The following is a 14,415-nucleotide window of genomic DNA, read 5'->3' on the forward strand; positions in this document are numbered from 1 at the left end:
CGCGGCCGGCCGAGGCGCTCATCGCCCGGCCTGACCGGTTATGCGGAAGTGCAGTCCCCCCGGGCGACAATTCTTAGCAAGACAGCAACACGATCGACGCAAGAAATCAACACGATGCGGTAGGGAATGTGATGGCGCAGCAACATGACCGCCCCGCCGAGCGGCCCGGTCGGCGGTGTGATCGGCTGGAGCGGTGCGCAGACCCTCCGCCGCCGATCTCGCCGCCGCCCACGGCAGGTCCATTCCCGACCTGATCGCCGACGACCTCTCGGTTCTCTTCTGCGGCATCAACCCCGGCCTGTGGTCGGCGGCGACGGGCCACCACTTCGCCCGCCCCGGCAACCGGTTCTGGCCGGCGCTGCACGCGGGCGGCTTCACCCCGCGCCTGCTCCGCCCGGCGGAGCAGGGTGAGCTGCTCGCCTATGGGCTGGGCATCACCAACCTCGCCGCCCGTGGCACGGCTCGGGCCGACGAGCTGACCGCCGCGGAGTTACGCGAGGGCGGTGCCCTGCTCGCGGCGAAGCTGGCCGCACATCGGCCGGGCTGGCTCGCGGTTCTCGGCGTGACCGCCTACCGCAGCGCGTTCGGGCAGCGGCACGCGGTGATGGGACGGCAACCGGAGCGGATCGCCGGGGTGCCCGTGTGGGTGCTGCCCAACCCGAGCGGCCTCAACGCGCATTACACCGCTGCCGCTCTGGCCGCCGCTTTCGCTGAACTTCACACGGCCGTCACCCAAGATCACCGCAACTCTTGAAGAGTTGGTGTCATGCGTCGGGCTTGACGATCTGGAGCAGGCCGTGGACGAACCAGAGCCGGTGGCCGTCCACGTGCACCACCCACTGCGACGCGGTGCCGGGGTCGGCCTGCCAGGCGCCGGGGAATCGCGTCAGCGCGTCGTTCACCACACAGGACCATGGCGCCAGCCGCTCCGGCCTGGGCAGGTCCGGGACCGCTGCACCGGGGGAGCGGACCAGCCAGCCGTGCAGGACCGCGCCGCCGAAGCCCACCGTCACCTGCCAGCGCAGGTCGGGCCAGAGCCCCGGCAGCGGCCACGAGCAGTTCTTCACCGTCACATCGCCGACCTGCACCGGCTGCTCGGTCTCGGGCGGGCCGAGGACCGCCCGGTAGAGCGCCAACCCTCGCGGTGCCCGGCGCGAGTGCTGCATCGTCTGCCAGCGGTTGTGCGCGGCCATGTACTCACCGAGCGACGCGCCCAGCTCGATCCGCGCCTCGGTCACCAGGTCCGGCTGGAAGTCCGCCATCCGGCGCAGGAGCATGAGCTGGAACTCTCGCCGAGCGAATCCCTCCACGCCCGCCAGCCTATGTCCTCGCTGCTCCGACGGCGGTCACGGGAGCCGCCCCCGCGTAGGACCAACTCTTGAAGAGTTGCGGCGATCGAGCTCCTCCCGGGACTCGACCCCGAACGGGCTCGTGTCGAAAGGTGTCAGAAATCGGGCAGCAGGAAAAACAGACATGTAAGGGACAATTCATACTATGGACGCGTTGAATGGTGACGATCGGATGACCGACCGCAGTCCCGATCGGGGTCGTCTGATCGCGGGAGCGATCGACACCCACTTCGGCGAGATGATGCGCCTCGACCTGCCCGCCTTCCGGCGGAAGTTCCGCAAGATGGCGGCGTCGCCCTACGCGTTCTACCGCGGTGCGGCCTGCCTGTTCTACGCCGACATGGCGGGCGCCTTCGCCGACACCTCCTATCTCGACGCCGAGACGAGCCGGGTCTGGATCCACGGCGACCTGCACGCCGCCAACTTCGGCACCTATATGGACTCCGAGGGGAGGCTGGCCTTCAACGTCAACGACTTCGACGAAGCCTATATCGGCCCCTATCTCTGGGACCTCAAGCGTTTCGCCGCGAGTGTGGCGCTGATCGGCCAGGCCAAGGCCCTCTCGGACCGGGCGATCTCCCAGCTCGTCACCGTCTTCGCCGCGGGTTACCTGGCGGAGCTGCGGGCGATGGTGCAGCAGCCGTCCGCGACCGGCGCGATCACCCTCGGCACCGCGCACGGCACCATCCGCCGGGTGCTCCAGCAGGCGCAGCTGATGACGCGGACCGGCATGCTCGCCACGTTCACCGAGATCACCGACTACCGCCGCCGCTTCATCCGCGACTCCCACGTCTTCGAGGTCGACGCGCAGGCGGAGGTGGCGCTGCGGGCGGCGTTCGAGCGCTACCTCGACACGCTGCCGCCGTCGCGGACCGCCCACGCGTCGGAGGCGAAGATCAAGGACCTGATGCTGATCAAGGGCGCGGGTATCGGCTCGGCGGGCCTGCCGTCCTACAACGTCCTGCTGGAGGGGCGGACGGAGGCGCTGGAGAACGACATCATCGTCTACCTCAAGCTCGCCCAGGTCCCGGCGGTCTCCGCCTACGTCACCGACGCGCGGATCCGGGACCACTTCGAGCACCAGGGGCACCGTACCGCCGCCGCCCAGCGCGCGCTGCAGGTGCACGCCGATCCGTGGGTGGGCTGGGCCGAGCTGAACGGCGCGGGGCAGTATGTCGCCGAGGTCTCGCCCTATGAGGCGGACCTGAACTGGGACGACCTCACCGAGCCCGCCGAGCTCACCGAGACCGTGGCGGACCTGGCCAGGATCGTCGCGCGGATGCACGGTGCGGCCGATGTGGACTCCGCCGACCCGCTCGTCGGCTTCTCCGCGGAACAGGCGATCCTGCGGGTGGTCGACGGCGACGACGAGGGCTTCACGGTCCTGCTCAACAGCTTCGCCCGGGAGTACGCCGCCCAGACCCGCGCCGACCACCAGCTCTTCGTCGACCTCTTCCGCAACGACGAGCTGCCGGGGTTGAGCTGAACCCGCCCTGAATTTTAATGCTGGACACGCCGGGAAATCTGCAATAAAAGTCAGGATCAACTCGCCGCAGCTCGTTGATCCTGACTTTTATTGCACTTCAGGCGGCGTGTCCAGCATTAAATTCAGGTTATAGGCCGCTGTTGACCGCAGTCATCAACGTGCCGCTGGACGTGTCGCCGGACATCTCCCAGATCATCCCGCCCAACAGTCCCTTACTCTTCAACCACGTGGTCTTCTGCCCGATCGACCATGCGTCGTCGAAGCTCCACCACTGCCCGCCCGCCCCGGTGTAGCAGTAGGTCGAGACCGACTGCGTGTCGTGGTAGACGGTGCACGCGGGCACCCCTGCGAGCAGGTTGGCGTAACCCCGGGTCCCGGCCTCCTCGGCGAACTGCCCCGGCGCGGCCCCCGTGGCGGTCTGCCACTCGCCGTTGACGCCACCGGCGGCGACGCCCTGCCAGCCCCGGCCGTAGAACGCGACGCCGATCGTGAGCCGCCGCGGATTGACCCCGGCGTCGAGATAGGTCTGAACCGCCTTGTTGACGCTGAACTCCGTGTAGGGGTCCTGCGTGTCGCGGTAGAGGTTGGCCTGGTGGCCGGTGCGGTTGGGCTCCCACGAGTTGTCCGAGCCCGAGCCGTGGAAGTCGTAGCCCTGCACGTTGGCGAAGTCCATCGAGGCGAAGACGCCGGTCGGGCTGATGTCCCAGCCCGCCGCGATCTTCGCCGGGTCGGCCGGGGTGAACGCCGTGATCAGGTAGCGCTTGCCGCTGGTGGCGGTGAGCGCGTCGAGCTGGCGGCGGAATTCGGCGATCAGCGCGGTGTTGTTGGCCTTGTCGGCCGGGCTGACGTGGTTGCCGGGGTGGCCCTCGGCGCCCGGCCACTCCCAGTCGAGGTCGATGCCATCGAAGATCCCGGCCGCGCTGCCCGGGCCGCCGGCGGCGTTGTACGCCGGCAGATTCCCCTTGATGTAGATGTCGAGGCAGGAGCGGACGAACTTCTCCCGGGACGCCGCCGTGGCCGCCACATCGGAGAAGTACTTCGAGTAGGTCCAGCCGCCGATCGAGATCAGCACCTTGAGGTTGGGGTACTTCACCTTGAGCTTGCGGAGCTGGTTGAAGTTGCCGCGCAGCGGCTCCCAGCCGGTGTCGGCCACTCCGTCGACGGACTGCGCAGCCGCGAACGGGCGGCCGTAGTCGGCGTCGGCGTCGCCCGCACCCGTACCCTGATCAGGATCTTGGGGGTTGGCGGTGGTGCCCCGGGTGACGCCCTGCAGGCAGGTGAGGTTGACCGGGTCGATGTTGGCGAAGGCGTAGTTGATGTGGGTCAGCTTCGCCGCCGCACCGCTGGTGTCGAGGTTGCGGACGAAGTACTGCCGCCCGTAGATGCCCCACTGGACGAAGTAGCCGACCTTGGCGTACTTGCCGGTGCCGAGGACGTCGTCGGTGGTGACGGCGACCGCGTTGCTCGCCGCGGAGACGTTGTCATAGGTGTCGCGGGCCTTCACGGTGAAGGTGTATCCGGTCATCGGCGCGAGACCGCCGACGACCGCGGTGAGCCCGGTGACGCTGGCCCGCAGCGTGGTGCCGGTGTAGATGTCGTAGCCGGCGATGCCGCTGGCGTCGGTGGCCGCGGTCCAGGCGAGCGTCACCGAGGTGGCGGTCTTCGCGGTGGAGCGCAGCGTCGTCGGCGCGGTCGGCGGCGTGGTGTCGTTCGCCGGGTTGAGGGTGGTCGCGCTGACGGTGGTGCTCAGGGCGGAGAGGTTGCCCCGGGTGTCCTTGGCCCGCACCGCGAAGGTGTATCCGGTGTTCGGGGTGAGCCCGGTGACGACGGCACCGGCGGTCGTGCTCGTCGCGACGACGGTGCTGCCGGAGAGCACCTCATAGGAGGCGATCGGGAAGTCCGTCACGGCCGCGGCGGTCCAGGCGAGCGAGACGGTACGCGTGGTCCGCCCCGCCACCGTGACGCCGGTCGGAGTGCCGGGCGCCCGGTCGGCGCTGCCGTCGCACTTGTTGCCGTTGATCCTGCAGTTCAGCGGTGCCGCGCTGCCGCCGTAGGCGATGAACCACGGGCTGTAGGGCTCGGTGGTGGCACCGGCGGCGACCGTACCGTTGTAGTGGGCGTTGACGACGGTGACGTGCGAACCGGCCTGCGTCGCGGTGCCGTTGTAGAAGTTGCTCATCGTCACCCCGGCGGGCAGGTCGAACTCCAGCGTCCAGCCGGTGATCGAGGCCGTGGTGGGGTTGGCGACGATGAGCTTGTCCATGAACCACGAGCCGTTGTCGGCGCTGGAGAACGTCGCCGTCAGCCCGGCCGGTGCCGCGGTCGCCGCCGTCGGCACCCCCACGGCGGCGGTGGTGCCGACGGCTAACGCGAGCACCGCGGCGGGTAAGCGGTAGATCCTGCGCATGTGACCCTCCCAGTTATTAGGAAACTTTCCTAATATTCAGGCCGCAGGACTCGGGCGTCAATGCCATATTTATATCTACGGATATGTTGTCGGCGCAGGCAAAATATCGGCTCGGTGCCCCCGCTGACCCGGCAGCAGTTGCAGCCAGGCGAGCAGCGCCCCCGTCATCTGCTGCTCGAAGGCGACCTTCGCGTGGAGGGCGGGCGGGCTGTCCGGGGCGGGATCGGCGAGGCCCTGCTGCCGTTGCCGGATCACGGTGAGACTGCTGCGGAGGAAGGCGTCGAAGGTCTCCCGGTCGGCGGAGGCGACCGCGAGCACGCCCCGCACGTAGAACTCCTCGATCGAGGCGCCCTCGGGTACGTCGGCGAGCCAGGACCGCTGCCGCCGCCGCCCGCTGACGGTGAGTGCGCAGGCCGGCCGGTTCTGGTAGCCCTTCGCGAGCGGGGTCACGGTGTCGACGTAGAGGTATCCGGAGCGTTCGAGCCGGTTGACGGCGGCCTGGACGCGGCCGAGCTCGACCGGCCGGTGGCTGTCGAAGATCTGGGTGTGCCGGCGCTGGAGGTCGTAAGCGCTGGCGGGCTCGCGGCTGAGCAGCACGAGGAGGATCTCGTCGAGCGCCAGCGTCACCGCTCGGTTCCTTTCGCCGACCCTCCCGCTGCAACTTCTACAGTATGTAGAAGTTAACACCGGGTACCTCCGGCGACCAAGATCCCCGCCCCGGCCGGAACCGGGGCGGGGGACCATGGCTCAGCCCAGGCGCCAGCGCTGGGCGGCGGTGCCGTTGCAGTCCCAGATGGCGAGCTGGGTGCTGTTGGCGGAGTTGCCGCCCGGCACGTCCAGGCAGCGCCCGGACTGCGGGTTGAACAGGCTCTGATCGGCGCGGAGCTGCCAGTTCTGGCTGCCGACGCCGAGGCACGACCAGAGGTGGACCTTCGTGCCGTTGGCCGTGCCGCCGCCGACGATGTCCAGGCACTTGCCGAGGACCCGCCAGCTCGTGCCAACGTTGGTCCACTTCTGCGCACCGGTGCCGTTGCAGTCGTAGAGCTGGATCGGCGTACCGTCGGCGGTGTTGCTCGACCGCACGTCGGCGCACTTGTTGGCGAGGCCGATCAGCGGCCGGTCGGTGGTCGACTGGCAGCTGCTCGCGCCGCCGACGTTGTCGACATGGGTGGTCCCGGCCGTGCGGTAGCTCGCGACCCGGCTCTTCGCGTCAGCCGTCGTGATCACCTCGCGGTCGGTGTAGTAGACCCAGTCGACCTGCTGGATCCAGGTGCTGCGGCCGCCGGTGTGACCGGCCAGGTCGATCAGCCAGAGGTTGAAGTTGATCGACATCGGCGTCTCGGGGTAGTACTTGTCGCCGTGGTCGGCGACGAGCGCGCCGTCGATGTAGTACTTCACCCGGCCCGCGCTCACCGTCACGGCGAGGTCGTGCCAGCCGTCGTAGCTGCGCCGCTGCGCGTTGTTGATGTTGTCGGCGATCCACGGGTCGGCCTGGTAGGTCTCCCAGGTCGTCTCGAAGAAGGTGGCGCTCGGCTCGCCCCAGCCGCCGTTGGGCAGGTACTCGAAGTCGATCTCGCCGTAGTTGGGCTCCATCGGGGCGTTGAGCGGCGTGATGGTGAAGAAGGTCTCCACCAGGTGGTCGCCGTCGGCACCGCTGACCGGCGCGTCGGTGAAACGGACCCGGCTGGCGTAGGTGCCCTCGAAGAACTTGCGCTGGTGCAGGATCTCCGACTGGCTGGTGCCCGCCCCGGTGCCGTCGGTGGAGGCGGTGAGCTGCATGACGCGCTGCCCGTCGGCGGTGGGGAAGGTGATGTTGGATGCGGGCCACGAAGCGCCGGGGACGCCCGGCCCGCCGGCGTTGGTGCGGACCGTCCAGTTGCGCGCCCTGATCAGCGGGTCCGTCGACGACGTGTAGGCGAAGTCGTCGAAGAGCACGTTGCAGGCGGCGGCGAGGGGTGCTGCGGCCTGTGGTGCTGCGGCCTGGGCGGGTGCGGTCGCGCCGGTCAGGGCTCCGGCGATGAGCGCGAGGACGGCACTCGCCGTGAGCAGTGCGGGGAGTTTCGGGGACACGAGCTCCTCCTGAGTAGAGAATTATTTATATTTAATTATGTGAACAATGAAAATTATGACTGGAACCGTCCCCGAGTCAAGAGTTTTGCTGAGAGCGCTCTCACGGATTGGCACATCGCGGGCCGTGCTTAGGCGGCGGTGCCGGTGGGTATGCCCAGGACATGACCATGACCAAAGACATCGTGGCCCCGCCCGGCGGCGTCATGACCGACGAGGTGGGCGTGGTGACCGGCGACCTCACCCTGGAGACCGTCCCCGCCGACGACGGCACCGTGAGCCTGCGCGTGCAGTACCAGGGCGCGGAGGAGTGGTACCGCGTCACCGGGGCGAAGGCCCAGGTCCCCGACCCGCACGACGAGCAGGCGGTCGACAAGGCCGCCAGTGACCTCTTGGCCCGCTTCACGGGCTAATCCGCCTAGCGGGTGGCCGTCACCGAGGCCAGCAGGTGGGGGAGCGCCTCGCCGAGCGGGGCGTCCACGACCCAGCGGGCGACCGGATCCGCCCGGGTGACGCCCTGATTGATCACCCCGACCGGGATGTCGAGCTTCACCGCGTGGGTGACGAAGCGCCGTCCGGAGTGGACGGTGAGCGAGGAGCCCAGCACCACCACCGCCCGGGCCTTCTCGACCAGGTCGTAGCAGGTCCGGACCCGATCGGGCGCGACCGATTCGCCGAAGAAGACGACATCCGGCTTGAGCGTCCCGCCGCAGTATTCGCAGCCGACGATCTCGAAGTCGGCCACCTCGTCGTCGGCGAGCTCCGCGTCGCCGTCGGCGTTGAGCGCGGTCGCCTGCGCGCGGAAGCCGGGGTTGGCCTCGCTGAGCCGCACGTCGAGCCGGTCGCGGGTGGTGCGGCAGCCGCAATCGAGGCAGACCACGCTCACGAGGTTGCCGTGCAGCTCGATCACGTCGCGGGCTCCGGCGGCCTGGTGCAGGCCGTCCACGTTCTGCGTGATGATCCCGCCGAGCAGCCCGAGCCGCTCCAGCCCGGCCACCGCGTGGTGCCCGGCGTTGGGCGAGGCGTATGCGATGGTCCGCCAGCCGAGGTAACTGCGCGCCCAATACCTCCGTCGGGCGATCGGATCGCCGGTGAAGACCTGGTAGGTCATGGGTGTGCCCCGCCGCGCACTGCCGGTCGGTCCCCGGTAGTCCGGGATGCCCGATTCGGTGGAGAGCCCGGCCCCGCTGAGCACCACCACGCCGCCCTCGGCGACGAGGGCGGTCAGTTCCCGCAGGCCGGCCGTCATCCCACCATGATGCCCGCGCTACGTGCTCTTGCCCAGCGCCGCGCTCTCGCTCAGCGCCGCTACGGCGAGCTCGGTGAGGTGGTCGACGAGCACGTCGGGGGCGTCGGCCATCCCGCCGGCCAGCCATTCGATGAGCACCTCGGCGACGCCCGCCATCAGCGCGAGCAGCAGCCGATCCGACCGCAGCCGATCTCGCGGCCCGGCGGGCACACCGTGCAGGAGGCCGTCGAAGAGGACGGCCTCCTCGCGCAGCAGCTCGCGGCGGCGGGTCTCCAGGCGCGGCGCGTTGATGTAGATCACACGCGCGCGATCGGGATGGGCGAGCAGGAGCGCGACCTTGGCGCCCATCGTCGCGCGGAAGAGTTCGTCGAGGCCGGCGGGGTGCGGCGGTGCGGCGGCGGTGATCCCGGCGAGGAGCCAGTCGTTCTGCTCCCGGTGCACGGCGAGCAGCAGGCTCTCGCGGTCGGCGAAGTGCTCGTAGAAGTCGCGCTTGGCGACGCCGGAGTGGGCGCAGACGTCGGCGACCGTCACGTCGTCATAGCCCCGGGCTGCGAAGATGTGCCGGGACGAGGTGAGGATCCGGTGCCTGCGGTCGGCGGAGCGTTCCTGGCGGGACTGCCCGCCATAGGTGTCCCCGCACGGGTCACCGGCGGTGGCGACCTGCTGCTGCTTATCCACGACGCACCCTTCCGAACCGTGCACGGACAGTAGCAGGGCACGCGGGTATCGTCCTGCCTCGATGAGATGCCAAGATCGGCGCAACTCTTGAGGAGTTGCGCCGATCTAGGGTGTGAGCAGGGCTGCGTCAGCAGGTGATGCGGGCCCTGATGATGTCGGCGGTGAGGACCGGCGTGCCGTCGATCGGTGCCGGGTCCTCCGGCGTCGGCTGGATGCCGCCCGCGGCGATCGTGTCCAGCACGGCGAGCCCGGCGGCGTCGATCTGCCCGAAGACGGTGTAGTTGGGGCGCAGGATCGAGTCGGCGGTGACGAGGAAGAACTGGCTGCCGTTGGTGTCGGGGCCCGCGTTCGCCATCGCGAGCGTGCCGCGCGGGTAGTAGACGCGGTCCGGCCGGTCGGGCACCGGCGGCAGCGTCGTGGGCAGCTCGTCCTTGTAGCGGTAGCCGGGCCCGCCCTCGCCGGTCCCTGACGGGTCGCCACACTGCAAAACCTTCAGAGTGGGGTACGCCGTGAGCCGGTGGCAGATCGTCCGGTCGTAGAAGCGGTGCTGGACCAGGTGCAGGAAGCTCTGCACCGTGCAGGGCGCCTGCGCGCCGGTGAGCGTCAGCGTGATGTCGCCGTGGCTCGTCTTGAGCACCGTCTCCCTGGTCCGCGTCGGCGTCCGGTGCGGATCGGGCGGCAGCGGCACCCGCCGGACCCCCGGGTCGTCCGGCGTCTCCGTGTACTGACAGGGCCCATGCGTGACCTTGGGCGGCTTCGGCGGCTTGCCCGCGGCCGCGGCCGCGGCCGGCAACCCGACCGCAGCAACCAGCAGCCCCGCGGCGATCCCCGCCACCGCGACGCGCGATAAATGACGTCCCACGTGATCCTCCATTGCATCAGGGAGATGTATCAATGGAGATCCTACCGACCACCCACCCCCAAATTCGCGTTGATCAAGGGAAGACTCGCCGCATATCGGACACCCGACATGGTGAGTCTTCCCTTGATCAACGCGAATTTGTTGGGGTGGCCCCCGCCCGGAGGGGCGGGGGCCGGGGTGGGTCAGGAGGCGTAGGCCTCGAATTCGGAGATCTGGCCGGCGGGCCAGCCGGTGTTGGCCGTCACCGTGATGCGGAGGTAGCGGACGCTTCCGGCGGGGAAGGTGACCGTCACCGTGTTACCCGTCGCCGGGTCGAAGGTGTAGCTGGCGGCGGCCTTCAGGATGGTGCCGGTGCTGCCGTCGGAGATCGCGATCGTCTGGTTGCGGGTGGCCCAGGCGGTCGCGGGCGGCAGCTTCAGGACCACTCGGCTGATGCTCGTCGAGCTACCCAGGTCCACCTGCATCCACTGCGGGAAGGCGTTGTTGTTGCTCTCCCAGTAGCTGCTGGCGTTGCCGTCGACCGCGTTGCCCGAACCGTAGTTCTGCGTGTTCGACGACTGGGTGGTCGGCTTGTTGAGCGCCAGGTTGACATTGCTCGCGGGTGCCCCGGTGCCGGTGAGCGGCACCGTCAGCGGCGAGTTGGTGGCGCTGCTGACGACCGTCACCGAACCCGTACGCGTACCGGTGGCGGTGGGGCGGAAGGTGACCGAGACGGTGCAGTTGGCACCGGCGGCGATGCTGCCGCCACAGGTGTTGGTCTGCGTGTAGTCACCGGACGCGGCGATCGACGACACCGTCGCGGCGAGGGTGCCGGTGTTGGTGACGGTGATCGATTGCGCACCGCTCGCCCCGCCGACCGTGGTCGAGCCGAAGGTCAGCGAGGTCGGTCCCGCCGCCAGGGTCGCCGAGCCGGTCGACGTACCGACGCCGGACAGGGAGACCGTCGCCGGGCTGTTCGTGGCGCTGCTGGCGATGATGAGCGAGCCGGTGCGCGTACCCGCTGCCCGGGGGTGGAAGTTGATCGTCGCCGCGCAGTTGGCACCCGCCGCGAGAACCGCGGGGCACGTGTGGCCCACGGTGAAGTCGCCGGTCACGGTGATCGACGAGATCGTCGCCGAGCCCGTGCCGGTGTTGGTGATGACGACCGCTTCCCAGTCCTCGTTGTTGATGTTGACCGGGGTCGCCTCGAACGTCAGCGACGTCGGGCTCGCGGTGATCGTGGCCGGGCCGGACGTGCCGGCGGCGTAGACCTCGAAGGCCGACAGCTGCCCGGCCGGCCAGCCGGTGTTGCCGGTGACGGAGAGCCGGACGTAGCGAGCGCTCGTCGTCGGGAAGGTGATGTTCACCGTGTTGCCGGTCGCCGGGTCGAAGACGTAGCCCGCCGACGGCACGACCGTGGTGAACGTGTTGCCGTCCTGGCTGGTCTGGACCGCGAGGGTCTGGGTACGCGTGGCCCAGGCCGTCGGCGGCGGCAGCTTCAGGGTCACCTTGCCGACGCTCGTCGACGCACCCAGATCCACCTGCACCCACTGCGGGAAGGCGTTGTTGTTGCTCTCCCAGTAGGACCCCGCGTCGGCGTCCGTCACGTTGCCCGGACCGTAGTTCTGGGTGTATGACGACGCCGTTGCCGGCTTGCCCGCCGCCACGTTGGTGGTGCCGGTCCCGGTGACGCCGGTGCCGGTGAGCTGCACCGCGATGGCGCCCTGACCGTCGTCGCCGGTGATGGAGTAGATCGCCGACTGCGCGCCCTGCGCGGTCGGGGTGAAGGTCACCGTCTGCCGGATCACGTCACCGGGGAAGAGCTGCTGGCCCTCGGAGACCGGCGTGCTGGTGTTGAAGACGCCGACCGGCGGCGCGGCCTTGGTCAGGGTCAGGGTGATGTTGCCGGTGTTGGCGATCTCGAAGGTGTGCGTCGCGGTCGTGCCGACCGGCACCGCACCGAACGCGACCGGGTTGGGGGTGATGGTGAGGTGCGCGGCGCCGGTCACGGCGGTGCCGTTGATCGGGACCGTGACGGCTCCCGCATTGCTCGTCACCGTCAGCGAGCTGGTCTGGTTGCCCGCGACGGTGGGTGCGTAGGTCACCGAGATCGCGACCGACGATCCCGCCGCGATCGTGGAGCCGTTCGCCGGGAAGCCCGTAGCGGTGAAGGGCCCGGTCGGCGGCGTGGAACCGGTGATCGTGACGGCGGAGGTACCCGTGTTGAGGATGCTGACACCGATCGTCTTGCGAGCGCCGGTCGGCACGGTGCCGAAGGCGAGCGTGGACGGTGTCGCGCCGAGGCCGGCCTGCGTACCCGTGCCGTGCAGGTCGAGCGCGACCACCCCGGCGTCGGTGGTGAACGACAGGCTGCCGGTCGCGCCGCCCGTGGTCGTCGGGGTGAAGCGGACCGGGACCGCGAGCGTCTGGCCGGTGGTGAGCGTGCGCGGCAGCGACGGCGGCGTGGCGCCGAAGGGCGCCGTGGTGGAGATCGCCGAGATCGTGACCGTGCGCGCGGCGGTGACCGTGACGGTCGCGTTGGCCGTGCCGTTGACCGGCACGTTGCCGAAGTCGGTCGGCGGGCTGGTCAGCGCGGCGGTGGTGGGACGGCCGAAGCCGTAGATGAAGCCGTCGCGGGTGCCGACGTAGACCCGGCCGTTGTCGGTGGCGGGGGTGGCGAACTTGGTGGCGATGCCGATCGGCGCCGAGTAGCGCAGATTGAGACGGCCGCTCACCGGCAGCGCGTCATAGGCCCGGAGCTGGCCGTTGGCGCCGGTCGAACCGTCGCTGTAGACGGCCCAGACGATCGCGGTGCCGGAGGTGGTCCCGGTGGAGGTGACGACCGGCGAGCCGGACGTGTAGCCGAAGGTGCCGGCGCTGGTCCCGGCCGAGGTGAGCACGGGCAGCCCGGCGCCGTTGACGCCGTACTTCAGCGCGCGCAGGAAGCCCTGGTTCTCCACGTTGTAGACGTAGCCGCCGTCGCCGCCCCAGAACGCCGGGTGGCCCCAGACGCCGTTGTAGGGACCGGCGGGCGGGCCGACCGAGTTGTCGGAGCCGCCCGGGCCCTGCGCCATGCCGCCGAGGTTGTCGCGGTTGAGCAGGTAGACGCGGCCGTCCTTGCCGGTCTGGACCAGCAGGCGCGGAATGGCCGCCGTGCCGAAGCCGGCCGGCAGGGCCATCGGGCCGCCGGAGCCGAAGTCGGTGTCGTCCTGGTCCAGCTTGCCGTTGTTGTACGGGCTGAAGAAGTCCTTCGCGGTCAGCGTGCCGTCGCCGTTGACCTGCAACCGGATCACCGACTCGCCGAGCGTGCCGGGCGGGCTGGTGCCGGGGCCGGGCGCGGGCGAGACGCCGTTGCCGGTGGAGACGATGATCCGGCCGGGGCCGTCGGAGACGAGGCCGCCGCCGGACTGCCAGATGCCCGCCATGCCGTTGGAGCGGCCGGCCTCGGTGGACCACAGCGTCGACATCGCCGGGGTGGTGGTGCGCACACCCGCGATGTAGCCGACGTAGGGGCCGTAGTCGCAGTGGCTGGCGAAGCCGGCGTAGACGACGCCGTCGAGCAGGAGCAGGCCGGGCCGCTGGGCGGCGGTCTTGGCGTTGAACGTGTTGCCCGGGTCGTTGCTGGGGGAGCCCTGGATCGTCACGGGCCAGCCGGCCCGCTCGACGCCGGTCGCCGGGTTGATCGAGTGCATGTAGAAGTGCGGGTGGTCGGCGTCGGGGCCGTCGTTGACCTTCGCCATGAAGAAGACCGAGCCGGTCGCCGGGTCGTAGACCGGGGTGCTGGTGATGCCGATGTTGGGCACGAGGTCGCCGCAGCCGATCGCCGAGGCGGGCCAGGCCGGGCCGACGCTGCGCGACCAGGAGACGGCGCCGGTCACGGCGTTCATGCCGTAGATCCAGTTGTTCTCGGTGACCGCGATGACGGTGCCCGCGATGACGATGGGCTGGGCGTAGACCTGGCCGTTGACGGGGGTCTTGAAGAGCTGGCCGAAATCGGCGGCCGAGACGGCGGAGGGGGCGAGGCCGGGCTCGTTCTGATCCCAGCCCGTCCGCAGCACGTCGACGGAGACCGTCGTCTCGTCGGCGGTCGCCACTCCGGGCGCGGCGACGACCGCGGCGAGGAGTAGCACCCCCGGTAGCAATCCGGTTAACAGGCGACGTACGCGAGATCTGCGACGCATGACCCACTCCTGAGGTGAAACACCGGTGACCGGCGTAAATGCGGGACGGAGGGCCAGAGCACACCTGGCCTGATTGGAGCAGACCGTAACTTGCTCGACACGTTCCCGCAAGATATCGACCGCATGTCGAAATAATCTGTCCTAAGTTGCTAAAGAA

The 14,415-nt window shown here is 69.6% G+C and carries 12 protein-coding genes; 3 read left to right on the forward strand and 9 right to left on the reverse strand.

The genetic code is table 11. The annotated features are described in order from the left end of the window. Positions 1–193: 193 nt before the first annotated feature. The gene (mug, locus tag F4553_RS33750; protein ID WP_184844566.1) at positions 194–754 is read left to right on the forward strand and encodes a G/U mismatch-specific DNA glycosylase; all 561 of its coding nucleotides are present in this window, start codon (positions 194–196) and stop codon (positions 752–754) included. Between the two features lie 10 nt (positions 755–764). Here the strand turns inward: mug and F4553_RS33755 are convergent, their stop codons facing one another. Further along, a complete protein-coding gene (locus F4553_RS33755; RefSeq protein ID WP_184844570.1) occupies positions 765–1,310 on the reverse strand; it encodes a hypothetical protein in 546 nt (181 codons plus the stop codon). Between the two features lie 36 nt (positions 1,311–1,346). Continuing rightward, positions 1,347–1,475 (reverse strand): hypothetical protein, encoded by a 129-nt coding sequence (locus F4553_RS42060; protein ID WP_281395458.1) that lies wholly within the window; start codon positions 1,473–1,475, stop codon positions 1,347–1,349. A gap of 46 nt (positions 1,476–1,521) precedes the next feature. On the opposite strand from F4553_RS42060, the gene F4553_RS33760 reads away from it, so the two are divergent. Continuing rightward, complete coding sequence (locus F4553_RS33760; protein ID WP_184844573.1) at positions 1,522–2,835, forward strand: DUF2252 domain-containing protein; 1,314 nt, start codon at positions 1,522–1,524, stop codon at positions 2,833–2,835. Between the two features lie 127 nt (positions 2,836–2,962). Here the strand turns inward: F4553_RS33760 and F4553_RS33765 are convergent, their stop codons facing one another. The 3 genes from F4553_RS33765 to F4553_RS33775 all read right to left on the reverse strand — a co-directional run bounded on the left by F4553_RS33765 (position 2,963) and on the right by F4553_RS33775 (position 7,312). Continuing rightward, positions 2,963–5,242: a glycosyl hydrolase family 18 protein gene (locus tag F4553_RS33765; protein WP_184844576.1), complete on the reverse strand. Its 2,280-nt coding sequence runs from the start codon at positions 5,240–5,242 to the stop codon at positions 2,963–2,965. Positions 5,243–5,317: 75 nt separating this feature from the next. Then, on the reverse strand, positions 5,318–5,869 hold the full coding sequence (locus tag F4553_RS33770; RefSeq protein ID WP_184844579.1) for a PadR family transcriptional regulator: 552 nt from the start codon (positions 5,867–5,869) through the stop codon (positions 5,318–5,320). Positions 5,870–5,989: 120 nt separating this feature from the next. Beyond that, on the reverse strand, positions 5,990–7,312 hold the full coding sequence (locus F4553_RS33775) for a ricin-type beta-trefoil lectin domain protein (RefSeq protein WP_312875489.1): 1,323 nt from the start codon (positions 7,310–7,312) through the stop codon (positions 5,990–5,992). Positions 7,313–7,473: 161 nt separating this feature from the next. Here F4553_RS33775 and F4553_RS33780 point away from each other — a divergent pair, with 161 nt between their 5' ends. Further along, the gene (locus F4553_RS33780; RefSeq protein ID WP_184844583.1) at positions 7,474–7,722 is read left to right on the forward strand and encodes a hypothetical protein; all 249 of its coding nucleotides are present in this window, start codon (positions 7,474–7,476) and stop codon (positions 7,720–7,722) included. Between the two features lie 5 nt (positions 7,723–7,727). On the opposite strand, the gene F4553_RS33785 is transcribed toward F4553_RS33780, so the two are convergent. The 4 genes from F4553_RS33785 to F4553_RS41405 form a co-directional block, all read right to left on the reverse strand. Continuing rightward, on the reverse strand, positions 7,728–8,558 hold the full coding sequence (locus F4553_RS33785) for an NAD-dependent protein deacetylase (protein ID WP_184844586.1): 831 nt from the start codon (positions 8,556–8,558) through the stop codon (positions 7,728–7,730). 18 nt (positions 8,559–8,576) lie between these two features. Beyond that, positions 8,577–9,236 (reverse strand): TetR/AcrR family transcriptional regulator, encoded by a 660-nt coding sequence (locus tag F4553_RS33790; protein WP_184844589.1) that lies wholly within the window; start codon positions 9,234–9,236, stop codon positions 8,577–8,579. A gap of 127 nt (positions 9,237–9,363) precedes the next feature. Then, positions 9,364–10,098, reverse strand: a complete 735-nt coding sequence (locus F4553_RS33795) for a peptidylprolyl isomerase (protein ID WP_312875490.1) — start codon at positions 10,096–10,098, stop codon at positions 9,364–9,366. A gap of 182 nt (positions 10,099–10,280) precedes the next feature. Continuing rightward, positions 10,281–14,258 (reverse strand): choice-of-anchor D domain-containing protein, encoded by a 3,978-nt coding sequence (locus F4553_RS41405; protein WP_184844595.1) that lies wholly within the window; start codon positions 14,256–14,258, stop codon positions 10,281–10,283. Positions 14,259–14,415: the final 157 nt, after the last annotated feature.

It is taken from the genome of Allocatelliglobosispora scoriae, assembly GCF_014204945.1.
GTDB classification, from domain to species: domain Bacteria; phylum Actinomycetota; class Actinomycetes; order Mycobacteriales; family Micromonosporaceae; genus Allocatelliglobosispora; species Allocatelliglobosispora scoriae.

Excerpts from the sequence above, each read along its gene's own strand:
- F4553_RS33765 (WP_184844576.1), bottom strand. The coding sequence starts at position 5,242 with ATGCGCAGGATCTACCGCTTACCCGCCGCGGTGCTCGCGTTAGCCGTC.
- F4553_RS42060 (WP_281395458.1), bottom strand. The coding sequence starts at position 1,475 with ATGTCTGTTTTTCCTGCTGCCCGATTTCTGACACCTTTCGACACGAGC.
- F4553_RS33780 (WP_184844583.1), top strand. The coding sequence starts at position 7,474 with ATGACCATGACCAAAGACATCGTGGCCCCGCCCGGCGGCGTCATGACC.
- F4553_RS41405 (WP_184844595.1), bottom strand. The coding sequence starts at position 14,258 with ATGCGTCGCAGATCTCGCGTACGTCGCCTGTTAACCGGATTGCTACCG.
- F4553_RS33785 (WP_184844586.1), bottom strand. The coding sequence starts at position 8,558 with ATGACGGCCGGCCTGCGGGAACTGACCGCCCTCGTCGCCGAGGGCGGC.
- F4553_RS33760 (WP_184844573.1), top strand. The coding sequence starts at position 1,522 with ATGACCGACCGCAGTCCCGATCGGGGTCGTCTGATCGCGGGAGCGATC.